Origin of the sequence: Pseudoalteromonas mucoides (assembly GCF_049257175.1) — a bacterium.
Taxonomy (GTDB): Bacteria; Pseudomonadota; Gammaproteobacteria; order Enterobacterales; family Alteromonadaceae; genus Pseudoalteromonas.
In genome coordinates this window covers 93,919-120,299 of record NZ_JBMMUC010000017.1, presented here as the reverse complement: position 1 = coordinate 120,299, position 26,381 = coordinate 93,919, and the positions used below count along the sequence as shown (strand labels likewise).

19 protein-coding genes are annotated in these 26,381 nt (G+C 38.6%); 8 read left to right on the top strand and 11 right to left on the bottom strand.

Annotated elements, in window-relative coordinates:
• Positions 1 to 148 precede the first annotated feature (148 nt).
• Both umuD and AAEU30_RS17620 read left to right on the top strand, forming a co-directional pair.
• The gene (gene umuD / locus AAEU30_RS17625; protein ID WP_421961653.1) at positions 149 to 562 is read left to right on the top strand and encodes a translesion error-prone DNA polymerase V autoproteolytic subunit; all 414 of its coding nucleotides are present in this window, start codon (positions 149 to 151) and stop codon (positions 560 to 562) included.
• Positions 550 to 1,815, top strand: a complete 1,266-nt coding sequence (locus AAEU30_RS17620; protein WP_421961652.1) for a Y-family DNA polymerase — start codon at positions 550 to 552, stop codon at positions 1,813 to 1,815. Before umuD ends, AAEU30_RS17620 begins: the two co-directional genes overlap by 13 nt.
• Before the next feature lie 42 nt (positions 1,816 to 1,857).
• Here AAEU30_RS17620 and AAEU30_RS17615 read toward each other — a convergent pair whose 3' ends face one another.
• Entirely contained in the window at positions 1,858 to 2,055 is a 198-nt protein-coding gene (locus tag AAEU30_RS17615) for an MbcA/ParS/Xre antitoxin family protein (RefSeq protein WP_421961651.1), read from the bottom strand.
• A gap of 494 nt (positions 2,056 to 2,549) precedes the next feature.
• Between AAEU30_RS17615 and AAEU30_RS17610 the strand changes: the two genes are divergently transcribed.
• Positions 2,550 to 3,125, top strand: coding sequence for a DUF7010 family protein (locus AAEU30_RS17610; RefSeq protein WP_421961650.1), 576 nt, complete (start codon positions 2,550 to 2,552; stop codon positions 3,123 to 3,125).
• Between the two features lie 245 nt (positions 3,126 to 3,370).
• Here the strand turns inward: AAEU30_RS17610 and AAEU30_RS17605 are convergent, their stop codons facing one another.
• Together AAEU30_RS17605 and AAEU30_RS17600 are read right to left on the bottom strand one after the other, a co-directional pair.
• Positions 3,371 to 3,511: a hypothetical protein gene (locus tag AAEU30_RS17605; protein ID WP_421961649.1), complete on the bottom strand. Its 141-nt coding sequence runs from the start codon at positions 3,509 to 3,511 to the stop codon at positions 3,371 to 3,373.
• A 198-nt stretch (positions 3,512 to 3,709) separates the two neighbouring features.
• Positions 3,710 to 4,714, bottom strand: coding sequence for a transposase (locus tag AAEU30_RS17600; protein WP_421961648.1), 1,005 nt, complete (start codon positions 4,712 to 4,714; stop codon positions 3,710 to 3,712).
• Between the two features lie 322 nt (positions 4,715 to 5,036).
• On the opposite strand from AAEU30_RS17600, the gene AAEU30_RS17595 reads away from it, so the two are divergent.
• Positions 5,037 to 6,404 (top strand): MFS transporter, encoded by a 1,368-nt coding sequence (locus AAEU30_RS17595; protein WP_421961647.1) that lies wholly within the window; start codon positions 5,037 to 5,039, stop codon positions 6,402 to 6,404.
• A gap of 318 nt (positions 6,405 to 6,722) precedes the next feature.
• Here AAEU30_RS17595 and AAEU30_RS17590 read toward each other — a convergent pair whose 3' ends face one another.
• The 4 genes from AAEU30_RS17590 to manD form a co-directional block, all read right to left on the bottom strand.
• The gene (locus tag AAEU30_RS17590) at positions 6,723 to 7,532 is read right to left on the bottom strand and encodes a hypothetical protein (RefSeq protein ID WP_421961660.1); all 810 of its coding nucleotides are present in this window, start codon (positions 7,530 to 7,532) and stop codon (positions 6,723 to 6,725) included.
• 130 nt (positions 7,533 to 7,662) lie between these two features.
• Complete coding sequence (locus AAEU30_RS17585; protein ID WP_421961646.1) at positions 7,663 to 9,417, bottom strand: sodium:solute symporter family transporter; 1,755 nt, start codon at positions 9,415 to 9,417, stop codon at positions 7,663 to 7,665.
• A 15-nt stretch (positions 9,418 to 9,432) separates the two neighbouring features.
• Positions 9,433 to 10,584 carry a Gfo/Idh/MocA family protein gene (locus AAEU30_RS17580; protein WP_421961645.1) on the bottom strand — a complete coding sequence of 384 codons (1,152 nt, stop codon included), beginning with the start codon at positions 10,582 to 10,584 and terminating at the stop codon, positions 9,433 to 9,435.
• Between the two features lie 56 nt (positions 10,585 to 10,640).
• Positions 10,641 to 11,858 (bottom strand): D-mannonate dehydratase ManD, encoded by a 1,218-nt coding sequence (gene manD / locus AAEU30_RS17575; RefSeq protein WP_421961644.1) that lies wholly within the window; start codon positions 11,856 to 11,858, stop codon positions 10,641 to 10,643.
• A gap of 398 nt (positions 11,859 to 12,256) precedes the next feature.
• Here manD and AAEU30_RS17570 point away from each other — a divergent pair, with 398 nt between their 5' ends.
• Entirely contained in the window at positions 12,257 to 15,229 is a 2,973-nt protein-coding gene (locus tag AAEU30_RS17570) for a TonB-dependent receptor (RefSeq protein WP_421961643.1), read from the top strand.
• 101 nt (positions 15,230 to 15,330) lie between these two features.
• Positions 15,331 to 16,311, top strand: coding sequence for a leucine-rich repeat domain-containing protein (locus AAEU30_RS17565; RefSeq protein WP_421961642.1), 981 nt, complete (start codon positions 15,331 to 15,333; stop codon positions 16,309 to 16,311).
• Positions 16,312 to 16,393: 82 nt separating this feature from the next.
• On the opposite strand, the gene AAEU30_RS17560 is transcribed toward AAEU30_RS17565, so the two are convergent.
• The gene (locus tag AAEU30_RS17560; protein ID WP_421961641.1) at positions 16,394 to 17,716 is read right to left on the bottom strand and encodes an MATE family efflux transporter; all 1,323 of its coding nucleotides are present in this window, start codon (positions 17,714 to 17,716) and stop codon (positions 16,394 to 16,396) included.
• A 170-nt stretch (positions 17,717 to 17,886) separates the two neighbouring features.
• Here AAEU30_RS17560 and AAEU30_RS17555 point away from each other — a divergent pair, with 170 nt between their 5' ends.
• Positions 17,887 to 18,903, top strand: coding sequence for a LacI family DNA-binding transcriptional regulator (locus AAEU30_RS17555; protein WP_421961640.1), 1,017 nt, complete (start codon positions 17,887 to 17,889; stop codon positions 18,901 to 18,903).
• A gap of 138 nt (positions 18,904 to 19,041) precedes the next feature.
• On the opposite strand, the gene AAEU30_RS17550 is transcribed toward AAEU30_RS17555, so the two are convergent.
• From AAEU30_RS17550 to AAEU30_RS17540, 3 genes are all read right to left on the bottom strand, one after another.
• Positions 19,042 to 19,485, bottom strand: a complete 444-nt coding sequence (locus AAEU30_RS17550; RefSeq protein WP_421961639.1) for a DUF6436 domain-containing protein — start codon at positions 19,483 to 19,485, stop codon at positions 19,042 to 19,044.
• A gap of 61 nt (positions 19,486 to 19,546) precedes the next feature.
• Entirely contained in the window at positions 19,547 to 21,013 is a 1,467-nt protein-coding gene (locus AAEU30_RS17545) for a methyl-accepting chemotaxis protein (protein WP_421961637.1), read from the bottom strand.
• A 114-nt stretch (positions 21,014 to 21,127) separates the two neighbouring features.
• Positions 21,128 to 21,682 (bottom strand): isochorismatase family protein, encoded by a 555-nt coding sequence (locus AAEU30_RS17540; RefSeq protein ID WP_421961636.1) that lies wholly within the window; start codon positions 21,680 to 21,682, stop codon positions 21,128 to 21,130.
• A gap of 187 nt (positions 21,683 to 21,869) precedes the next feature.
• Here AAEU30_RS17540 and AAEU30_RS17535 point away from each other — a divergent pair, with 187 nt between their 5' ends.
• Positions 21,870 to 26,345 (top strand): EAL domain-containing protein, encoded by a 4,476-nt coding sequence (locus AAEU30_RS17535; protein ID WP_421961635.1) that lies wholly within the window; start codon positions 21,870 to 21,872, stop codon positions 26,343 to 26,345.
• Positions 26,346 to 26,381 lie beyond the last annotated feature (36 nt).

Genomic DNA, 26,381 nt, shown 5'->3' with positions numbered 1-26,381 from the left:
ATTGAGAATTATTTAAGCTGGTTTAGGTTTATGGAAGATAACACTGAGTATTCAGATCAAACATGGATAAAAGAGGCATTATGATATGTATTTTCAATACCCACACTCAACTACAACACAGCCATAAATAAACAGTATGGAGGTATGTATGTTCGTTATCCCCATTTTTATTGAAGCAGGTATTACCGGCTTTGAGTCCCCTGCAGCCGAATACACGGAGCTAGGAATTTCGTTGGATGAACTCATCATTAAACATCCTAATGCAACCTTTATTGGATTAGCATCGGGTCAGTCAATGCAGGATGTTGGGATATTTGATGGTGATTTATTGGTTGTTGATAGAGCTGAAAATGTAAGTACGGGTGATGTAATTGTCGCAAGTTATAACGGCACGTTTGTGTGTAAAATCATTGATAAACCTAATCGTTTACTTATCTCTGCATCCAAAAATTATTCGTCGGTTTACATCTCACCGGAAGACGATTTCAAGCTCGAAGGTGTTGTAACAACGAGTATTCGCCTGCATAAAAATAAAGTAGAGCTCAGTCGATGTATGCCTTAGTGGATGCGGTGGCATTTTATGCCAGTGCAGAAAAGGTGTTTGACCCCTCTATACGTTTTAAGCCCGTTGTTGTTCTAACAAATAACGATGGCTGTATATGTGCTGTATGCCCTATAGCGCGTAGTCTTAATATACCTAAGTTCCAACCTTACTTTAAAATTAAGCATTTTTTAGCGCAGCATAATGTGGTTGTACGCTCATCAAATTACGAGCTTTATGCTGATTTGAGTGAACGTATGATGACAGTGATAAATCGCTTCTGTGATGACCACTATGTTTATAGTATTGATGAGTCGTTTTTGCGCTTTACGGGCTTCTCCAAAATCATTGATGATTGGACTGGCTACGGAAATACAATAAGACAAGCGGTATGGCGTGAGACAGGGTTGCCTGTGGGGGTCGGTTTTGGCTCGACACCTACTCTAGCTAAAGCGGCGAATCATGCTGCTAAGAAGCTACCTGGCTATAAGGGTGTTGCCGTCATAGACAGTGACTTATCACGGCAAGAAATACTGACAAAGATGGATGTCACTGATGTGTGGGGCATTGGCTCACGCTTAGGCAAAAAATTAAAATTAATGGGCATTAAGAATGCGTGGCAGTTGGCTGAGCAAAACCCAAAAGTAATGAGAAGAATGTTCAGTGTTGTTCTTGAGCGAACAGTCAGTGAGTTAAATGGTGTTGCCTGTTTAAGTTGGGATGAAGTAAAGCAAAATAAAAAAGAGATATTTTCAACCCGTAGTTTTGGGGAACGAATTAGTGATATAACAACCTTAAAATCAGCGCTGACAACACACGCTGCAATCGTTGGGCGTAAGCTTAGAAAGCAACGTTCATTAACAAAGCGCATCGTTATATTTGCAGCTAGCTCTCCACATGAAGAGTCATATTATAAAAAATCTCTGCTCTATGACTTTCCCATCCCCACATCCGATACCAGCGTTATCGCCAAAGCTGTTTCACGGGTTATTGATGACATATTCAAACCAAATGTACGCTTTTATCGATGTGGCATAGGTGCAATTGAGCTGGAAAGTGAGTTATACCAACAAGCTGATATGTTTGCAGTCAGTGAAGACAAACCAAAGATGATGCAATGCTTAGATGCAGTCAACAAACGCTATGGTGTGGGCGCTTTATCACTCGGGGGTGAAAGGCTCTCCCAAAACTGGAATATGAAGCGAGCCTTCTTATCACCCCATTACACAACACGCTGGTCAGATATCCCCATAATAAGATGCGACGACATCTAAAATAGTCTGTAATTGAATCAGGCTCAGGAATGCAGTCAATTTTTATGTGTTGCCAGAAGTTATGTAATCAAATTGAGCATCTAAATAATGCCTTACTTCACGTAAATTCGCCATCTGTCCGAGCAACATAAAATCCAGCGCAGAAGCCTCGCCAAACGCTGAATTTGGCTTGAGAAGCCATTCATTAGCCTGTCCCTGCAAAGGAAATAGCGATCTTAAATTTTTGTAGATACCTATCATGTAGGAAATTCGCACTAATACATCACTTTCTAGAGACGTTACCTCACCGCATTTCCATGTTTAAATACATCAATCGCGGGATTCCCAAGTAAGATACGCTGCTTTTTTTCTTCAATTTTCCATTCATTCATGATGTTAAAGAGTACTTTCAAAGCTATTTTATAGGGTTTTAAATTCGCATTAGTATGTGTCATCTCTGATATATATATTGTGATTGATAGATTATTTATAGCTTATATTTTTAAATTGCTGCAGACAATAAAGCCATTTTTACCTGATTTGTGCAGCCAGGCTATTTTGTCCGATAACATTATTAACCGCCGTTTTAGTACCGAATAAAACACTTAATTTATTGCCGCTTTAATCAATTGTTTACAAAGTTAATTATTAGTGAAATTATTAGTGTATGTAATATAAGCCGTTTTGGTGTGTTATAAACCACCAAAACGGTGTTCAATAAGCTGTATGTGAAATGTAATCATTAAGGAACAAAGATGACACTGGAAGAGCTAAGAGCAGATTTCGAAGAATCAGCAAAACGATCACTATCGATGCCAATTGCTGGTGCAATTTATTGGTTTGTTATAGCCGTGTTGTCGACTCTAGTCTCTGAAAGAATGGGACTATTAGTATTGCTTTTTGGTTCCGGTTCGATATTTCCAATTGCTCTAGCAATATCAAAAATAACTAAAGAAAAAGTATTTTCTTCGCAGAATCCTCTTGGAAAGCTTATGGGGTTTTCTGTATTGATGGTTAACTTGCTATGGGCTGTCCATATTCCATTATTTTTATATGCACCAGAGTTTCTTACTTTAAGTGTTGGTATTGGCTTGGGGCTCCACTGGATTGTTTACTCCTGGATAATTCAACACCCTTTAGGACTAATCCACGCAGTATTGCGCACCGGACTAGTTTTATTAGCTTGGTTCCTTGTTCCAGAATCTCGACTTCTCGCGGTAGGTCTTGCAATTGTTTTTGTGTACAGCATTAGCATTTTTCAAATGACAACAAGGCAAATATCACATAACAAATTAAGCCCGCAGGACGCCGCAAGTGGCGCTTCTGCTTAAGGCGTTATACGAATCTCGGTTATGAAAAATAAAAAGGACAGGCATATTTTCCTGTTGAAAATTTAACAACTCTCTCATCGTGGATAACGTTGTAATTATTTTTTTATGCACTGCTTGTTGCAAAACGTAGAGTTGAGTAGCTTGGAAGGGAGTTTAGGCAATAAATATAATCTAAAGGTTTAATTTTTATCAATAACTTAATTGTATTTTTTAACAATTCACTTGAAGAGGCTTCCACTCTTTACTCAACCTGCGCCTTTGTACCATTTCACGTCATTGGTTGCAGCTTGTTGCTTTAACCGTTGTTTGCTGCCTGCAAAATTTGAGTATTGCTGCCTGAAACGTTGAATTGATTCAAGCCAGTGAATAATAAAAAGGACAGGCATATTTTGCTGTTGAAAATTTAACAACTATCTCATCGTGGATAACGTTGTAATTATTTTTTATGCACTGCTTGTTGCAAAACGTAGAGTTGAGTAGCTTGGAAGGGAGTTTAGGCAATAAATATAATCTAAAGGTTTAATTTTTATCAATAACTTAATTGTATTTTTTAACAATTCACTGAAGAGGCTTCCACTCTTTACTCAACCAGCGCCTTTGTACCATTTCACGTCATTGGTTGCAGCTTGTTGCTTTAACCGTTGTTTGCTGCCTGCAAAATTTGAGTATTGCTGCCTGAAACGTTGAATTGATTCAAGCCAGTGCGCTTCTTCTATATTCAAATTCAGCAGCACTTTTGGCACAGCCTTGTTGATATGTCCTTTCTTCTTCGGATCTATGTGACGCCCACTCCAATCGACTAATTCAATGTAATCCAGTAAGGCAAAAGGAAGCGTGTTTTTAATATGGTTGCCACCAAATGGCTTGAGATTTGCTGGTTGACTTTCATGCTTAAACATCTCTTTTTGTTTAAGAGGTTTATTCGCTTTAACTTTGTCTGTAGTAAAAGCTTTTAAATGCGCTATACGCTCCTGAATTGACGTAAAATCACTGTCTTCAAGCGTATCGGCTATGTTTGCTCTGATAGGATTCAAATCGACGTAGGCCATGCAACTAAGCACTGCGGTTTCATCTAATAATGCTTGTGATTTATAGCGCCCCTCCCAGTATTTTCCCGTGCAGTTATCTTCTTTATTGGCTTCGCGGGCAATATACTCATTGAGATTTTTCATATACCAGCTAATGTCATAGAGCCTTTCACGCCATTTTGCGATGAGCTCATTGAAAAATAGGTCACTTACCTTATCTAATTTCTCTCCATTTAAGTAACGATCAACTAGAACATGGCCATTGTAAAGCTGATACCAGCGGTTAATTACTTCATCATCTGACCAATTAAGTGCTTGACGCCTATTAACATTCACAACAAGGTGGTAATGATTACTCATAACTGCATAAGCGGCAATTTCTATGGCAAATACACTACTTAATAACTTTATTCTATCTACTAGCCACTCCCGTCGATGATCGAAGTTTTTACCTGTATATTTATCATCTCCGCACAAAAACGCCCGCCTAACACAGCGTGAGATTAAGTGATAGTAAGATGTGGATGCTAAATCAATCAGCTTTTTTCTTGCGCGAGTCATAAAATATCAATTTCATTTAAACTGTATATAACAACAGTAGTTGATACTTTGGATTTTGCAAAAAAAATGTGTCTGTCCTGTTTTATTTCATGTCTGTTTTATTTCCTTCTTTAAGTAAGTGACACATATATGCCTCTTAAGTTAGCTCGTAAAAATGTTCTCAACTATGTGTTAATATACTAACCGTTAATTGATATACAGTTTGGAACACAAGACCCCAAATTAGGAATGAATTATTACTTCTTTGTAACCGCCTTATAAGTTTGTAGAAGCAAGCGTCATCTCGTGGTATTTTAAGCCTAGAGTATAAAAGGATACCTTCTTGTTTAAACTTCCCCCGACGACTATTGCACTTATCATCATTTGCTTCGGATCCATTATTGGTCCACTTGGAATGGCAGGCGTTAACATCGCGATACCCAATCTTGCTGAAGATTTAGACGCAAGCGCAAAAATGATCGCTTGGATGCCTACATTGTATTTACTCAGTAGTGTCATATTTATGCTCCCGTGCGGAAAAATTGCAGATAACTATGGCCGTAAACGCGTTTATGCGTTTGGTTTAGGCTTAAATGCACTCGCCTCGTTTATGTGTGCGATAGCAACCGCTATTGAATGGGTCCTTTTTTGGCGCTTTATTCAAGGTGCGGCTGGGGCCATGATTTTTGGTATCGGAGTTGCCATCATTACTTCAGTCACGCCAAGTAACAAACGAGGCATGGCGCTCGGTACTTCAGCAGCGTGTGTATACATTGGACTCAGTGGAGCGCCTGCGGTGGGGGGGTGGCTGACTGAGCTATGGGGGTGGCGCGCCGTGTTTTACTCGCAAATTCCGCTGGTACTTATGCTGCTCATTGCTATTAAATTGTTTTTACATGGAGAATGGAAAAATGATACCAAAACACCCTTTGACTGGTGGGGTACCGTTATTTTCTCGCTTTTTGCATTTTGTTTAGTATTAGGGCTGAGTGACTTACCGAGTACTGCGGGCTGGTTATTAACCGTGCTTTCAATCATCTGTTTAATGCTATTTATTGTTCACCAAAGTAGAAGTCGGCGCCCCCTAATTCGTGTACAAATGTTTTTAGAAAGCAGAGTGTTCAGCCTATCACTATCAACTTCATTTCTAATGTATGCCAGTAACTTTTCATTGGCCTTTTTATTAAGTTTATACCTGCAATATATTAAAGGGTTGAGCCCTGCACAAGCTGGGCAAATAGTATTACTTCAAGCAGTTTCAATGGCTATAATGGCGCCTCTAGCCGGTAAACTTGCCGATAAAATACAGCCTCGCTTACTTGTTACATTTGGCTGTATGATTGCCATGTTCAGCTTTTTTATGCTGTCCCAGCTATCGGTTAGTTCAAGCATAACTTACATAAGCGGCTCACTACTATTATTAGGGATTGGATTTGGCTTATTTTCAACCCCAAACAACAACGCCATTATGGGGGCTGTCGATAAAAGTGAGCTAGGCGTCGCATCTTCTTCAATGAACTTATCTCGTACAATTGGTAATTTATTTGGCATGAGCTTAATCAACTTGATTGTGCATTACTACCTTGGTGACAGCACCTTTTCAGCGCAAAATAGCCACGCATTAATGAATACCATTTCATTGGCGTTTAAAATATCTTTCGGATTTGTAATTTTAGCAAGCTGTATTTCTGCGCTGCGTGGCCGAGCTTAATTTATTAAAGAGTGTGGGGTATAAAAACTAAATAAAATATCTACTAACAATAAATCTATCTCCAGCGGTTGGTCCAACCTACGAGTGAAATATTTTTTAAAGTTTGATACCTACTTGAATGAGCCGAAAACCGTGATAACCAAATAACATCGGTAAATTGCGTGTTCATACGATGATAACAAACAGCCATTAAAGTAAATGCTTTAATAATTCCATACGTACGCGGAGCTCTTAGCTTTAGTTTAAATCTAGTTAAGTGCTTAAGACCACACTATACAAGTTTTGATGCGACCAAAAGCACTTCCATTTATAAAAAGTTTAATCTAAAAGCTGTTTTATTGTTGTTTGCACAGTTTCATATTCTGATGACTCAATAAATCCAATTGAAAACCGTTGTGCTGTAGTGAGATATTTATCTTTATTGCTACGGCCAAAACCAAACACCGTCATATCTGGTCTACTTACGTAATTATCAGGATTTTCATCATCTTCATGGTGTAATAAATACAGCATACGCGGGCTATTAACATCGCCAAATGCTATCCATTCAGGTGAGGGTAAATCCCCTAAAAATGATTCATCAATTAAATGAGCTTTAGTGTCGGCGGATGAATACCAAAAATCGGTTTTATCCATTTCGCCATAAGGTACGCCTTCATATTGCACCCAATAGCTATATCCTTCACTGACTTTACTCATGGTAAAATCTAACCGGCGTGGGTAAAAATCCCATTGCCCTTGCCATTGTTTGTTTTCAGACGTAAAGGTAATACGCACGTGTTGTTCAGATTCAATATCTACCACAGATGTAGATAGCTCTGTGCCAGCATTGAGTGCATGGAAATAGTTACCGTCTTGTTTATGAATCGCATTAGGAAATCCGCGATACTCTCCTTTATGGCCAGAGCCTTTTTCATTATGAAAACCTAGCCAATCAATCCCCTCTTTATCGACAAGACTTGATAAACCCCCACCTTTCTTTTCAAGATAGTAAGTCGCGTTAGTTGTGTTAATTATGTAGCTTGATACGCCCCCCGCTGATTCATCAATACCATGAGTAAGTTGTACATAGTCAATTGCTTCATTGTTTTGGTGATCAGTCGTGCAGCCAAAAATAAAAAATAATATTCCAAGCGATAAAACCAAATAACTTAATTTTGTTAGCTTCACAGGTAACTCCTTCTAAATTTATTACGAATTTGTATTGCAGGATACGGCGTTACACATGCAGTTGGTAACGCCGAAAGTCATTAAAACGTTATGCTAAAGCGTGTAGTGGCTTTGCACTTTTTTTCAACAACATGCCTGTAATAAAAATGATCAACGCACAACATACAAAAATTAAGCGCCCCCACCATGGGTTAGGAATTAATGCCATAAAGACAATTCCAGTGCCCATATACATCACCATAGATCCTAGTTTGTTACGCTGCTGACGGTCGTAATCATCTTGTTCATCATCCGCTATTACCGGGGTTTCAAGATCTTTAAAGAATTCATCTGTTTGCTGTTTGTATTGATCATTTTCTTCTTTATAAAACACTGACGTTAAGCAGAAGAACCCCGCGGTAATCACCAAGTGCGCGCCGATGGTTAAAATCAAGTTCATATCTGTTGCTTCTCTTGGCGTAAATTCAGCAATACCAATGAAACGCGCAAATACATCAGGTGTTAATATATTCATCACGAACCATGAAACAAATAAACCAAGTGCAACCGTAACCCAAGGAGCCCATGTCGGCGTTTTCTTAATAAATAAACCAAAAATCAACGGGATTAAGATGGGTACTTGGATCATCACAGAGAACGACATCATTAAATCAAACAAACTAAGCTCTTTTAAGGACTTGAAAAACAACGCCATCACAATAACTAGTAAACCACTAATAAAGCTTAATATTTTACCCATTTTTAAAAGGTGTTCATCTGTTACTGCTTTGTTGCGCTTTGCTAAAATGGGTTGATAAATACTGCGAATAAAAATACCTGAGTTTTTATTTAATGCTGAATCCATTGATGACATAGACGCTGCAAATAACGCAGCTAACAATAGCCCTACAGTCCCTATCGGCATCGCATTTCGTGCAAACACTAAATACACAGCATCGGCGGCTTTATTACCAAGCTCAGCATACGCAACCGCTGCATCTGGGTATAAAATTGCAGATGCCCAAGGTGGGATAAACCAAATAATACTCCCAATGCCCATCAGTACCATGGCTAATAAGGACGCTTTACGTGCATTGTCTGTGTCTTTTGCATTTAAAAAACGAAATGAATCATTTAAGTTCATTATGGTGATCATTTGCTTGGCGAGGAAAAATACAAAAGTGCCCACCAACAATAAGCCATAATTCATATCAGGGCCCATTACAAATCCTGATGGGAAGTTATCGACTAACTCGACCGGCCCACCTACCATAACTAGTGCCACTATCGCGCACGCGATAGACACTACTGCAACCACCAGCGTTTGCACAAAATCAGACGCAACAACACCCCACGCCCCCGACAACACCGAAATAAACAACACAGCTAAACCGGTAACAATAATAGTGACGTTTATATCCGCCTCAAATACTGCACTGGTAAAAACGCCTAGCGCATTTAACCAAATACCTGCATTTAAAAAGCTAAAAACGATCAAGGCACACGAGAAAAACAATTCATTTTGGCTACCAAAGCGCCGCTTGATACCCTCGGTTGGAGTATCTACACGCATTTGACGAAAACGATGCGCAAAAAAAGCCCAACCACAAAAATAAGCAAAGGTATTAGCAAAAAACACTAAGCTCACGGCAAAACCATCTGTAAATGCTTTGCCTGCGGCTCCGGTGAATGTCCAGGCAGAAAACTGCGCCATAAAGGCGGTAGATCCAACCATCCACCACAGCATCCGCCCGCCACCACGAAAGTAATCACTGGTTGATTTTGCTGCCATTTTTTTAAAGGTAAAACCAATACCAATAACTAACAGAAAATAACCTACTATCACTGCGTAATCATAGAACATGTTGTCGCCCTTCTATTAAAGTTTACTAACGTCTACCCAATAGTCATTTTTACGAATTAGGTCTATGAGTTGCTGATATTGACTACCTTCTTTAAAGGTTTGATACGGCTGCACATCTTTGCCTTCAATATCACTGACCATTTCACGAATGAGGTAACGCCAGTTTCTTTCGGTATCTCCTTCAACGTCAGGTATATTTGCAGCTATATCACTTGGTAATGCTTGCTCAAGCCATTCTTTAGCATCCCCCCCATTACTTTCACCATATAAATAGAGTGGTCCTGCGCCGTAATGACCTTTAATATAAATAGCGCCTTTGCTGCCATAAAATACAATATGATCTTCATTAAAACGCGGGTGTAAACCGCCATGTTTAAACATGACCGACACAGGCTTTTGCGCGAATTCGCTTTCAAGTTGTGCAAGCACGTTATAAGACCATTCAACATTGGATTCCCCCCACTTTAATGAAGGGTCGTTAATGTTCTTGGGAATAAAGTCACGACGTGTTTTAAAGTTATGTACCCCTTCAACAATCGGTGCTCGGCCTAAATCGTCGCGCACCTCTCCCATAATGGATAATATTTTTTCACCGACCACAGAGGTCACTATCGACATCATATGAGTAAAGTTATTGTTTAAACGCCCGCCCCCCTCTTCTTGACGATGTGACCAACCAAAGGGAATATCACGCTCTAAGTTAAAGTGAGAAATACACTCGACTTCGAGAGGCTCACCAATTGCTCCCGCTGCTACTAAACGTTTAGCATGCAAAATTTCAGGCATGTATCTAAAGCTCGATGCAAAAGCCGTTTTAACACCTTTTGCTACAGCTAAGTCGTATAACTCTTTTGAGGTAGAGCCATCTGCGGTTAACGGCTTATCTGAAAATACATGGCAACCAAAAGCAATGGCTTGCTTGATAGGCTCGACATGAGCGCCGCCTGGTGTGGCGATAGATACCACATCAGGTTTACAGTCTTCGAGTGCTTGTTGCCAATTTGTGCCCGCGTAGGCAATCCCCATGTCTTTGGCAACTTGGTTAACGATGCTTTCTGTTCTTCCTACTATGCCAATAACTTCTGCACCTGCGTATCTAAATGCTTCTGCGTGGCCTTGGCCTGCAAAACCAGTTCCGTGAACTAATACTCTGACTTTATTACTCATTTTGTCACCTGTGATTCTTTAAATTATCTATTATTTTTATAGCTATTAAATTGCTTTTACCAGTTCCAGACTGTTCCATCTTCTAATCGGCTGACTGGTAAATACGAGCGTTTATACGGGTACTCAGCTGCGGCCTCTTCATCAAATTCAATGCCTAACCCAGGGGCTTCGCTCATTATTCCCATGCCGTTTTCAACGGTGAAATTATGTTTAAAAATACGGTTTAACCCTTCGTTACCAAAACCAACAAATTCCTGAATACCAAAGTTAGGTGCCCAAATATTTAAATGCATGTGAGCTGCAAAACACACTGGCGATAGATCAGGTGCGCCATGTGGCGCAGTTTTAACATTGTAAATGCTGGCAAAGTCGGTAATTCTTCTAAGTGCTGTGATTCCACCAGCATGTGTCGCTGCCACACGGATATAATCAATCAACTGATTTTGAATAAGATCTTTACAATCCCAAATAGTGTTATAGGTTTCACCAATAGCTAAAGGCGAGGTGGTATGATTACGAATAACTTTGTAACTATCTTGGTTTTCTGCCATAGCTGCATCTTCAAGGAATAATAAGTTATAAGGTTCTAATAACTTACCTAACTTAGCAGCTTCAATTGGGGTAAGACGGCTGTGAACATCATGAGTAAAATGTACTTCATATCCAAAACGCTCACGGGCTTGTTTAAATAACTCAACAATTGAATTGAAATACTTTGCGGTTGACCATTCTTCTTCCGGTGGTAACGGGCGGCTACCTTGTAATTCAAAGTAATCTTTTTTATCACCTAGCACACCATAGGTCACTTTTAGCCCTGGAATGGCTGATTGCAAACGAATAGCCTTAAAGCCATTGTTAATATGTTCTTGCGCCCTATTTAAGGTGTCGTCGATATTTTCGCCATTTGCATGCGCATAAAACGTAACACCTTTTCGGCTTCTGCCACCCAGAAGTTGGTAAACGGGTAAGTTGGCCACTTTACCTTTAATATCCCAAAGAGCCATATCTATAGCTGCAATTGCAGCCATAGTTATTGGCCCTTTACGCCAGTAAACACCTTTGTATAGATATTGCCAAATATCTTCAATTTCTTGTGGGTCGCGACCAATTAAACATGGCACGAGATGCTCTTCTAAATAAGCAACCACCGCCATCTCTCGGCCATTTACCGTTGCATCACCTAATCCATATGTACCTGCATCAGTGATTATTTTCACTGTTACAAAGTTTCTTCCAGGACTACATACAAATACTTTTATGTCTTTAATTTTCATTGGTTTTCCTTATTTAGATTACCAAACCTAAAACTTACTAAACCGATTTAGTTGGAAATTATAGTACTGATGCAAAATTACTAAGTCAACAACATTTCTTAAATCAAATCTCCTCCGTTTAAGATCCTTCTTCGCCAATAAATAAGATAAACGAGGAAATATCAGCAGTTTAATTAATAAACAATAATAAAATTTATAAATTAGCTAGCATCTTAAAATCAACCGTTAACATATTTATTACAACCGCTCAAATATAACCCTATTGACATCTGGTTATTATGTGTTAGGTTTTTAATAAATCGATTTAGTAAATCGGTTTTTATTTCTGGTTAGTTACATTTTTAAGCGATTTGTTTACACGAACAATAACGACAACACACATAGTTAAAGGGTTAATCATGAACATAAAATTAAATAAAATAAGCTCTGCACTGCAAAACCGTCGATCATATTTACCTTTGTATAGTGCCGCGTTAGCCGCATTTTTAGCTACACCGAACATTCATGCTCAGGAAGTTCAAGCTGATGATGACCTTGAAGTTATTCAAGTAAGCGGTATACGCAGTGCGCTGACAAGCGCGCTTTTAGAAAAGCGTGATTCAAATAATTTAGTCGAAATTATTGAGGCCGAAGATATTGGTAAATTGCCTGATCAAAATCTTGCGGAGGTTTTAGAAAATGTAACTGGTGTGCAAATTACACGCACTGCGGGTGTTGGCACAGGTGTACAAATCCGTGGTACTAACGCTAACCGCACTGAAATAAATGGAGTATCAACTGTTGGCTCTGGAGCGGGTCGCAGTGGAATTAATTTTGAGGATGTATCAGCTTCCATTATTGCCGGTGTCGAAGTTACAAAATCGCCAGATGCAAAAACCATTGAAGGCTCTGTAGGCGGTACCATTAACTTGCGTACAATTCGCCCACTTCAATTAAGTGAACCTCTCGCATCAATTAGAGTACAAGGTGAATCTAGTAGCCTGTCAACCGATGGTATAAAACCTCGTCTTTCTGGCACATACGGTGATAATTGGTTTACTGAACATGGTGAGTTTGGCGTTGTAATTAGTGCAAGTTATGCTGAAAAAGATGTAACTGCTTTTCGTCCGCGTGTTGACCGTGATAACGTGATTACTTCAGATGGCGGTACTGCAAACGCTCAAGATTTTGATTTTTTAGGTATTCAGTTTCTAAACCAAGATTACGATAATCATGAGTATGAAACTAAGAATATATCAGGCTCATTTGAATGGGCTCCAAATTCTGACTCAAAACTTTATTTTGATGCCACTATAAATGATCAACAACGCTATGCTGAAGGTGTAGCAATACAAGCATCCGGTGTCAGTGATGTTATTGGTGTAGGTGTTCCAACAGCATTTGAAACAGTTAATTTTGGCACCTTGAATGGCCAAAACCTAGGTAGTATTCAAGCGGCTACTCAAGGGGTTATTCCTGTTGAAGATGGTGGTGGCGATCCAAACTTACGTGTTAATGCTGATACCAGCTCTCGGGTAACAAAAAGCGAAATATTTAGACTTGGTGGAGAGTGGCAAGGTGACAACCTTAAAGTAGTTGTTGAAGCATCAACATCAACGTCTGATTCATCAAACCCTAGCATCAACACCAGACTTAACTTTATAAACCCAAATGCTGCACTTAATTCATCTAATGAAAATGGCACACCATTTATTTATGACTTAACCGGAGGTTCACTCGCATTTGGTGTTGCATTTGATGAGGCGAACTCCCCAACAGTCGCAGATATGATGAACCCTGCAAATTATATGCTGCGTGATGTACAATCCGCTCGCGATAAAACAGAAAACACTGAAGACGCTTTTCGTGTTGATCTAACTTACGGTTTAGATTGGTCAATATTTACTACTATAGATTTCGGATTACGCCACAGTAAAGCAACGAGTATGACAGATCAAATCCGCTCTAATGTGGGTTTAAGAACAGCAACAGATAGCCCGCGAGGTGACTTATTTGCTGAACTGCTGATTGCGGGTCCAGATAACTTTGGCGATGCTGATGGTAGAGAGTTATTTGTAAGTGATTTTCTCATGGTAAACCCTGAGATGGTTTCAGCCGATCAAGATAATGTGTTACGTATTTTAAACGATGCAGTAACCGCCCATGGCGGATCAACACCTATTACAGCGCCAACGTCTGAAGTAAGTGCATTTTTTGATATTGAAGAAACGACAAACGCGCTTTACGCCCAAGCAAACTTTTCAACCGATTATATACGCGGTAACGTGGGTGTGCGGTATTTAGAAACAGAAGTAACCTCTACTGGTAATTCTGTTACTACCGATACGAATGGCAACCCCACAGTATCAAAGGTAACAAACGTAGGTGATTACAGCTTTTTCTTACCGCGCATTAACCTTGTTGGCGATGTAACAGAGGACTTAGTTCTTCGTGCTGGTTGGGGTAAAGATATACGTCGCCCTGACTTTAATGACCTTTCAACTTCAGTAACTTATAGCACTAGCCCTAACCCACCGGTTTCAGTTGGTAACCCTAACTTAGAACCCGAAGAGGTGACTTCATTTGATCTTTCAGCCGAATGGTATTTCGCACAAGCCAGTGTATTTAGTATTGGCTATTTTCATAAAACACGTAACAACCTATTTGCTAATCAACAAGTAGACCCATATGAAGACCCAGAAACAGGGTACCGTGATACAACAGGCCCTGATTGCGAACAAGGGGGGATTTGGAACCCTATTGCTGATATTAATGTATTTGGCCCTGTAGGCGTGGGTGTTTGTGTTCCTTGGTCAACAACGATCAATGACACCGGCGAAACCACCCAAGAAGGTGTTGAAATGGCTGTTCAGTATGACTTATCTAGCTTTGAAAGTGAGTTAGGTTGGGCATCAGGTTTTGGTGTTTTAGCAAACTATACGTATCAAAAATTTGATGGCGGTGAAGCATTAGATTATGCCGCAAGTCGTCCAAATGAAGTATTTGCAGCAACAACGGGGATTGACGGAATTGAAGTCTCAGCGCTGCATGGGCTGCCAGATTTATCTGAAACCGCCTATAACTTCACCTTGTATTACGAAAAATTTGGCCTAAGTGCAAGAATGCGTTACACCTGGCGTGAAGCATATCGTTCTGAAGATTTCGGCAGTACAACTACATACCCATGGGGTTTCATGGTTGTACAAGAAGACAGAGGGCAACTTAATGCCAGCATTAGTTATGATGTAACAGAGCAGCTAAACATTGGCATCGAAGGGGTTAATTTAACCGAGTCCGAAGTGGCTCAATCTTGTGTCAATGGCGGAGCATTACTTTGTTTCCAAGGTCTTACTGATCGCCGCATTACATTTGGTGCAAGTTACCGCTGGTAAACTTAACACTTCTAGATGATATAAATAGCGGCCATATATGAATATGGTCCATTTTTAGCTACAAAACATAGCTTATGCACACTTGCTGGAGATCACATAATATGAAGATCAGTACACTATTTTTGAGTGCAATTGTATTGCTTGCATTCACTTTTACCGCTAAATCACAAACTGCTTATACCTTAAAAAATAATGATGTAACTGTCATCAAAGGCGTGCTTACAAGTACAACACTCACTGATGCTACAGGTGATAATTATCGTCCTTCGGTTATTATTCCCAATAAACTCGATGGACAAGTTATAAAAAAAATTGGCAATAATGCCTTTCAAGCCAATGGCCTTACAGCCGTACGATTACCTTCTGGGCTCACAGCTATTGGTGACTTTGCTTTTCAAAATAATCGCATATCAAATGTAGACTTACCTGCTGGACTTATCTCAATCGGCGAAGGTGCTTTTGAATTTAACACGCTAACCCGTGTAGATTTACCTGCGGGTATCACATCTGTTAGTAAAGGTGCTTTTGCAACAAATAGTATTAACCATGTGACTTGGCCTAAAGGGCTTAAAAGCGTCCAAGGTAGTGCTTTTAGGGATAACAGCCTAGTTATTGTCGATTTACCTGCAGGTGTTACATCTATCGGGGACTTTGCTTTTCAAAATAACCGTATAACCCGTGTAACTTTTCCGCCAGGTATTACAACCATTGAAGACAGCGCTTTTAATGTTAATTTTTTAATCACGGTGGATTTACCCGCAGGACTTAAAACCATTGAAGAAAGTGCTTTTCGAGATAATCGTTTAACCCACTTAAACTTACCGAAAGAGCTTGAATATATTGGTGAGAAAGCGTTTTTGGCTAATCGCCTCACTCACGTGGATTTACCCGATGGAGTGACCTATATTGGAAAAGACACGTTTAAAATCAATAGCGACTTTAACAACTTTGTATTACCAAAAGGCACCACAGCAAATACTCCTCTAAAGTGGCAAGCAAGTGATGGCACAATTTTAGATTCAAAGCATATTGTTTCAACAGATAGCTTTGGCAAGAGTTATAAGGCTATTACTCTCGATTAGATAACCTACCCCAGCAACCATAGTGTTGAGATCAGCTTAGCTGATATAGCGCAATGGTTGCTTTATCTTCATACTACTTTCGCTATAAATCTAGGATAAACGCTTTTTTGTAGCGATAAAACGGAATTGTTTTAAGCAGCTCTTCAATGGGTAGCAATGCGAAAGCCCAAAAAATTGAGACCTCAAAATACAAAACTAATAATGCACACACAGGTAATGCTATAACCCACTGCGTAATAAAATGAACTTTTAGCACTAAATTACTCTTACCTAATGCACGAAGTATGTTTCCTGCCACTGTATTGTAGGCTCTAATGATAGGCAAAATGATATATAAGGGTGCAATAATCATTAATGCGATTTGCGTTTCTTGCTCTATATCGGGATAAATAAACGCCATGTACTGACTCAGTACACTAAACAACCCTGCAATAATAACCGCTAAGAACATGGCTACTTGCGTACTATGTCGGGAAAATAGTTTTAAATTTCCCGTTTCTTTATGACCTAAAAGTTGGCTAATACTGATTGCAGATGCTTGCGCCCAGGCGTTAGGGAACTGCGTTCCAGCCCGTAACCAAGGAAAAATTAAGGTGATAGCCACAAATGCATAGAGATCTAATTGAGCAAACAATAATTGATACGCCGTCGAGCCAACACTCAGCAAAAGAAAATTAGCGGCAATTGGGTATATTTCACTAAACTGCGGCCCAATTTCACGTAAGAATAGCGTTTTTTTAGGGAAGGATAAGTCCGCTTTTTCATCTGTACCTAATACAACGTAAAAAAATACAGCCCTTAAGCTTACGGCTATCAAGCTCCCCCACGCAGCACCTTCTAAACCAAGCCCTTCATAGGTATTAAAGCCATTGATCAAAAAGTAGCTAAGTAATGCATTAATGGGTAATTCGAAGATAAAGCCCTTTAAAGAGACTTTAGAGTTACCGCGACCATTACAAAAGGCCGTGCAAACTTGCGTGTAAGCTGTTATCAAAACAATATACTTAGTAATTGATATATATTGCTCTGCTAGTTGCGCTATATCAATATCGTCAGTTATAAACGCAATTAAGCTTTCACTGCTCACAGTCAAAATGGCGATACAGCCCAATGCTGTTGAAACACTTATCAAAAGACCTGACCAATAGGCAATTATTAAACCAGCTTTATTGCCTGAGCCGAACGCTCGCCCGACAAGTAATTGCACCCCATTACCAATAGCGATTTCAAGACCCAGTACAAATGCAATAATTGTGGTAGCAATCCCCATAGCGGCAATGGGTACTTCTCCCAACGACGCAACAAACAATGTATCAATCATCAACATTGATTGAACTAATAATGCATTAAATGCGAGTGGCCACGCTAATGCAAAATTATGCCGAATATACGCACGAGGGTTCATTTGAGGATGACCTATATAAAAAACTTACTTTAGGTGAATTTTAAAGGGTTAACCTTACCAATTCAGTGCACACTATAAGCACCGCAACTAAATCGGTTTAGTTGATTAAAATATCACAATATTGCAAAATATCAATATTAAACGTATTTAGACTTTTAAAGAAAATACAGATGCAAAAAAAAATAAAATTAATTGATGTTGCACAGCTCGCCGAAGTTTCAAAAAGTACAGTGTCTCAATACCTAAACGGCCGCTTTGACTACATGTCAGAAAAAACTAAGGAACGAATCAAGCTCGCGATTCAAGAGCTTGATTATGTACCAAACCCTATCGCCCGTAGTTTAAAAATGAATACAACAAAAACCATAGGAGTCATTGTTAGGGACATTACCGGTTTTTATACCAGCCGCACGATTCGTGGAATTGACGACTACTGTAAAAAAAGCAATTACAATGTATTGATTTACAACACTGATTTTGACTCAGAAATAGAGGCAAAATCATTAGAAACCTTATATCAATTACGGGTTGATGGAATAATTATTGCTTCATCGGGTAAGAATACCCAGTTAATTGATAAGTATATTAGCAACGGCTTACCGATTGTTCATTTCCAATTAGAGCATGATGGCAATGAAAAAAATATCGTGGTTTCTGATTATCGAAAAGCCGCTTTCGATGCCACTGAGTATTTAATTAAATTAGGCCACAAACGGATCTGCTTTCTGACTCAAGACTTTCAAAGTATGAAATCAAGAAAAGACCGTTACTTAGGCTATAGCGATGCTTTAGAGAAACATAATATTGGAGTCGATAAAGCGTTAGTACAATATTGGCATCGTGAGTCAGGGTTTGTCCAGACACCTAAAAACATGCTTGATGCTCCTAATCCTCCAACCGTATTCTTTACCCAGCACTTACCTATTACCACTGAATTATTAAAAGCTTTAAATAACGAAAATATATCCATTCCTGAGGATGTATCACTATTAGCATTTGATGAAATTCCAATGGCTGAATACTTAAAAGTGCCTATTACTGTCGTCACTCAAAACCCTTATGAGGTTGGTAAAGAGGCAACGAAATTACTGCTTGATAACATTAGTAACAACGACGCACCGCCGCAAAAAGTGATTATCCCAAGTGCATTTATCAAAAGGCAGTCATGTAAAGATGTGTCTAACTAATTCATTAAAATTGTTTTATTAATAAGTCTATGTGCTGATGCTATTTATCAGCATTTATGAACAATAAAGTGCTCTGAATAACGTTAAAGATCATTTATAGATCATACTTATTAGCCCTCGCATTAATTACGGGGTCAATTATGAACCTTTACAGTAACAGCCCTTACTATCAGTGACGACTAAATTTGAGTTAAAACCAGCGGCCAGGTTATCAATGGCGAGCTCAACAAAACCAGTTGAAGCAGAGCATGCTAAACCTTGTGAAAGTGGCCCTGCGTATACCAGGTTTCCACTAGCATCTAACAATACTGCACCTGGAGTATTAGGTAGTAAATGAGTAGCTGTTGAAGATTGATTTATAATTTGTACATCATAGCTATTTCTCGCAACGTATTTTTGCAACTGCTTTATGTGGCTAAAAGCTCGCTTAGAGCAACCACATGTGCCATCAATAACAATAATCAGCTTAGGATTCTCAGAAGACAACCATTTTATGTTTCGTTTGAATTGTTCTGACCATTTTGATTGGGTCATTTCATTTTGGGGATCAAACGTCGTGATGCTCGCGAGCTGAAAATACACGAGTCCCGAGACAACCACGACGAGCCAAATCAAAACCAACAGGTAGAGCCTAACTTTCGGGTTATTTAAATTTAGCAATGCTTTGCTCAAGTACATCAATACTCACATCAATCATCTGCACTTTAGCCGTTAGTTTTTCAACAATCTCAGAATCTAATTGCTGGCTCATGCGCAAACCATCTGCACTGGCGGAAATTTGTTCAGTATTGGTTGCTTGCTCTGCAACTACTCGAGCCACTGAATCCGTACTTTTTGCCACCGTGTCAATTTGTTGTGTCATACCCAAAATATTTTCTTTCATAGTGAAGCTAATTTGTGTGAGTTCATTTACCACACTCAAACACTGACTCATAGATTGTGTTGAGGTTTGGCTATTTTTAACCAAATCATTAAGCGTATGAGCAATTTTATCTGTTGTTGCTTTACTGCTTATAGCCAAAGAGCGTACTTCATCAGCAACCACAGCAAATCCCCTGCCTTGCTCACCCGCTCTTGCAGCTTCAATTGCTGCATTTAATGCTAAAAGATTTGTTTGTTCGGCAATACCTGATATCTCATTAAGCAAATTAGAAATTACATCTCCGGCAGCCACTAGATGATTAATTTGTTCTTCAGTATGATTTAAGTGTCCACGTAATTCTTGGCTTTTATCATCTGTTTGTTGCACATCGTTCAACGCATCATCAGCGGCAAGCGTAATTGCATCCACTTGTTGTTTAAGCACTTCACTTTCTTGCTCAACTAAATTAAAACCCTGTGCAACAGATACCCCGGATTGTGCAATATCGTCCGTTTGCTGAGCTCTCAGTGCCGCCGCATCAGCTAACTCATCGTGTACAGCCACTAACTCCTGCGAATTAGCATGCAATGAACCGGATTGAATTTTAACTTGTTCAATTACTTTACTTAAAGTATCTAATAAAGAATTAAAACCCTGAATAACTATATTTTTAGTATCATCAGCACGTACTGACAATTGAATATGCTCAGGATCTGCCATTATCTGTTCTGTCGCATTACTTAATGATCGACCCCCTCTACGTTCTCTTCGCAAAGAGACTGCAATGTAACCGGCTACGACCGCTTCAGCTATAGCATACACCGCATGTATCAGTACTGTACTGAAAGCTAATCTATCGGGGTCAAATACATAAAAACCGGAGCCTTGAGTTTGTAAATAATAAAATGAAAGATGATGCACAGCGACAAAGGCAATGGCAGTTATAAATACCTGCCATTTAACAAACATAATTAACACAGCCAGCAAAATAAATATTTCAAAATGCACTTCAATCAAACCAAAAGTTTGCTGTATATGTAAAAAAGCAAAAAGCATTAAAGATGCGCTGGCTACGTGCGCCGTTATGGGGCTATCGGGTTGTGTTTGCAGCAGCCAGATAGGTAATAAGGTAAGGGGAACACCAACAATTAATGCAGGTATTAGGGTTGAAAAATAAAACCCCAGCGCTAGTGACTCTATAAAGAGCAAAGCAAATAAAATAGTAAACAAACGACTTATATGAGTCATACGCACCCCTAATAAACAACTCTAAACGTTTTGAATCTCCATTTAGATCATTCTAAATCCCTAATACAGTAATTATAGCATGTTCCTTACAATGCAAAAAAATGTGTTGTGTTGTCACTTAACGATTTTCAGCACTTTTTTAAACTGCTCTGTAGCTGCTACCTCAGCCCATTGGAAGATCACACTTTCTGCGTTCGAGATTATAGCGCCGGCCTCCTGTAATTGTGCTATTGCAATATCACGATGACGGTCTTGGCGTGAGCATACGCCATCAGCAATAATAAATACGTTATAGTCCTGTGCCAGTAAGTCTAAACAAGTTTGCAACACGCAAACATGCGCTTCCATACCAACAACAATAATGTGTGGCTTTTTATAGCACGCAATTAGTTCTTTGAATCCTGGTTCTTTATACGCGCTAAAATGGATTTTATCAAAATACTGCGCATCTACTAACTGACTTTTTAATACCTCATCTGTTTCGCCCAAGCCCTGTTTATACTGTTCAGTGACAAGTGAAGGTACATCAAACAGTACTGCAGCTTGACCCAACTGCTTAGCAACGTCTTTTACTTGCTCATAGCGAGTCATTGCTGGTGCGAGTTTTTGTTGAATATCAATGACCAACAGAAGGCTCTGTGCACTTTCTGGTGAAAACACTTTTTTCATATTCTGCTCCCTGACGTTCAGTCTACTTTGTTGCAACAAAGTTTATAAATACTTAGTAATTAAATTATTACTAACGAATTGCTATGCTATATTTATCTATAATAGTAAATTTAGCTGGGTAAACATATACGTGCGTTTGAGAACCTTTTTTATCATATTGTTAGGTTTCATATCGACTTTATGTAATGTGCAAGCAAATACAAAAAATTATGCTCAACAACTACAACGCTTATCTACCGATGAAGGCCTCTCGCAAGGCCTTGTAAATGATATTTTGCAAGATAAGCTAGGTTATATTTGGATAGCAACCAACCAAGGCTTAAATAGGTATGACGGCTATCAAGTACAGATTTTACCTGACTTTGATCAATTCTCAATATTACTAATATACGAAACCAAAGACAGAAAAATTTTTGTCTCTACAGAGTACTCTGGTGCTTATATTATTGACCCTACGACCTTAGCGGTAAATAAAATATATTCAGGCAAACTCAACGAAGTAGATAAAATATTTTCTCCAATTATGGCGGTTGAACAACAAGGTGATCTGTTTTATCTAGCTATTAATCAACATGTGTATATTTATAATGCGGTGAAAAAAACGTTCAGTCATGAATTTTCTATTCAAAAAAAGGATCATGTCGTTCGTGCCCTTACAGTTCATAACAACTATCTTTATATTGGTACTAGCGACGGCTTATTTTCACAATCATTAATTGATGGATACACAACCAAAATACCTTTATTACCTAAGCTCAAACAAAACGCAGATAACAGTAATGTGAAATTTTTAAGAGCCGACCAACAGCTAGGTTTAATGGTTGGTACGGTTGAAGGGCTTTATAGAATTGCATTTAATGAGGTAGGTCAACTAAATACAAAGCAGATCAAAACTTTAATAAGTGAACACAACATATGGGATTACATAAACAGCCCGTATGGTGAATATATCGCAACCGAGAGTGGGTTATTTCAATATCATCGTAATACTGGTGAAAAAGAATTTATTCTTAGTTTTGATCAAAGTAAATTTAATATCTCTGACAACACCATAATGAACGTAATGTTAGACAACACCGGCTTAGCGTGGCTATCTTCTCGCTCACAAGGTGTATTTAGATGGTCGACGCTTGCGAAAAGATTTAAAAACATAGAAATAAATCACAATGGCAAATTACATAACAATCTCGTTCTAAGTGTATATCAAGATGCATTAAATACACTTTGGGTTGGTACCGGTAATGGGCTAACGAAACTAAATACAGCCACCTCACAAAGCCAAACATTTTTATCAACTGAAGATAAAAAATCTTTTTTTGGCGAGTTTGCCGTGTTTGGTGTCACTGATGCAGACTTGGGAAAACCTAATAGATATTTATGGTTATTAGTTTACGATGGCCTTGCCCTTTTTGATAAGAAAACACAACGCTTGTCACCTATAAAGAGCCATGGCCTAACTCAAAGCGTTATTAATCAACGTGGTTCGTTTGGTTATCATCAAATCACAACGGACACATTTGCCTTCATAAATTCTGAAAATTTTTATTTATACGATGGCACTACGGGGAAAACCAGAGTCATTAAAGGCCTTATTGACCAATTAGATCCCCTTGTAATGCATACATTTTTAAAACCGCTGACTAATTCCCCCAATGATTTTCTCATTAGTGCATCAGGTGCTTTGTACCGCTACAATGAAACAACGCAAAAGCTCACCACTATCTACCAAGTTAAAAACCACAACCCATTGATGTATATAACAATTGATGATTGGGTTATTGATTATAATAATACCTTATGGCTTGCATCATCCCATGAAGGCTTAATTGCCTTAGATGCAACCAGTTACAAGGAGAAACATCGTCTAAATTTCGCCGATGGAATAAACACTAAATCTATTTTTGCGTTACAGATTGACCAGTTTGGTTTTTTATGGGCAAGCAGTCAAAATGGTTTGTACAAAATTGATGTAAATTCAATGCAGGTCGATTCATATACGGTCAAAGATGGCTTAACGGTCAACGAGTTTAACCTTGATGCACACGCAATTCTTGATGATGGCCGAATTGCCTTTGGCACTACTCAAGGTTTATTAACAATCGCCCCGCAAGATTTTTTAGATGTAAGTGATGTCACAAACAAACTCAACACCCAAATCACCAACGTTTCATTATTTTCAAAACATATCCAATATTACCCAATGCGCTACGAAAATAAACAACTGGAGTTAAGCGCCGATGATATGGGTTTAGAAGTCAGCTTTTCAAATTTCGATCTTATAAATATTGATAAAGCCCGTTATCAAGTTTCTTTAACTGGACCTAGCTCATTTAGTTATAACAATTACCGAGACAATAAAGTTTTTTTACCTACATTACCACCAGGTAAATACACATTATCCGTCGCCTCATACATAAATAGTGACACAAAGTTAACTACGCCTGCTACATTGCACTTTAAAGTTGCCTACGCCCCTTGGCGCTCACCAATTGCATTATCTTTATATGGGCTTATGAGCGTATTCATTCTACTTTTTATTTTTTGGCAATACCGTACGAAGCGAATTACCATAGAGCAATCTCACAAAAATGTGTTGCAATCACAACAGCAAACTGCTTTAGCATTAAGTAGCAGTAACAGTGGCGTCTGGGAGGTAAACTTACTAACTCATTCAGGTACTCAACATCGTTTAAAGCAAGAACTTGGTTATAAAAGCTTACCTGATAATATCGATTTTTCAGAGTTCTCTAAATTAATACACCCTAACGATTTTAACAAGCTAAGCCAAGACTGGGAAAACTTCATAACCCAAAATAACAATCAACAATGGCAAGCAACATACCGTATAAAACATGCTCAAGGCCATTGGTTATGGTACCAAGATATTGGTAAAGTAACGCAAAGAAACGAAACAGGTGAGGTGATACGAGTATCAGGGATCTATACCAATATCACTCAACAAAAAGCAAACGCGCTACAAGCCGCGATATTAGGCGAAGCATTTAGCCAAATCAATGACTGGTTATTAATATTAGACTGTAATTATCAACCTCTTTCGGTCAATAACAGTTTTGCTGAAGCATTTTCTATCAACTCAAAAGCAGATAAGTTAAATATCAAACGTTTCTTGTCAGCCCTTGGTAAGCACCAATACCTCAATTATATTAATGTTATTAAAACCTTAAAGGCGAAAGGAAATTGGCGTGGTGATGCATATATAAAAACCAAGGCCAATCCTTCCCACCCTATCCATGTTAGCATCACCGCTATTACCAAAGAAGCTCCACTAATTGGCTACTATGTTATTGTTATTTCTGATCTAACTGAACAGAAGCGAGCTGAAAATGAATTGCGCTATTTAGCCAACTACGATCCACTAACTAAATTGCCTAACCGCTCTTTAATGTACAAAAAAATTAACTATATTATAAAAACAGCCCACCAAGATGGGACTCTCGCGGCACTCCTTTTTATTGATTTAGATAAATTTAAGCCTGTGAATGATTCTTTTGGCCATGCTGTTGGCGATCAACTCTTATGTAATATCACTCAACGTGTAAACAATATGCTGGATAGTAATTCACTATTAGGACGCCAAAGTGGTGATGAATTTTTATTGTTAGTAAAAAATATTGAGTCACCTCAATCTCTTAGCGTTTTAGTAAAATCTGTTTCAATAGAGCTTGGTAAACGCGTTGAAATAAATGACTTTGCAATCAATATATCAGCCAGTATTGGCGTTGCCCTATACCCTTTTGATGCCGATAACGCAGATACACTGATCCGCCATGCAGACATAGCCATGATGCATGCTAAACAAGCTGGTAGAAATAGTTTTAAGTTTTTTACCGAACAAATGAATGAGCGGATAACACAAAAGTTACTATTAGAGAATGCCTTAAAAGATGCGCAAAAAGACGATCTATTATTCAACAATTACCAACCAATTGTTAATAGCAAAACAAAAAAAATAAATGGCGTTGAGCTATTAATGCGCTGGAAGCATCAAGGCAAAATGATTTCTCCGGCAGTATTTATTCCTATCGCTGAAGAAGCGGGTTTAATTGATATTCTCACTGAGCAAGCGCTAATTAGAGCCTTAACAGAGCTAGCCTCAGTGCTTCGTGCTAACCCTAAGTTTTATTTATCGCTCAACTTATCCCCTGTGCATATATTAAAAACAAATCTTAATGTTCGGCTTTTGGAAATTTTATCGCAGCACCACATTAATCCTACTCAATTAAGGTTGGAGATCACCGAAAACACCTTACTTGATGATAAAGAAAAAGCGGCAAAGCAATTACAATTGTTAAAAAATGCAGGGTTTAAACTATTACTTGATGACTTTGGTACAGGCTATTCTTCGCTTACATATTTAAGCAAGTTTCCTATTGATGTAATAAAAATAGATCAAAGCTTTATCAGAAATATCGGCACTGATGAAAGTAATGAATCTATTATCAAAACAATTTACTTACTAGCAGAAAACTTAAATTTATATTGCATTGCTGAGGGAGTTGAAACAATAGAACAAATACAATTTTTGACCAAATTAGGCTGTTACGATTTTCAAGGGTATTATTTTGCCAAGCCAATGTCCTGTAATATGCTTTTAGATGAAAAAGAGCTCAGCCCTTTACTGCAAAAGCTACAAAACGTATAGCCTAAGATAAAACAGCTGATAAGTTTAATTAAATAC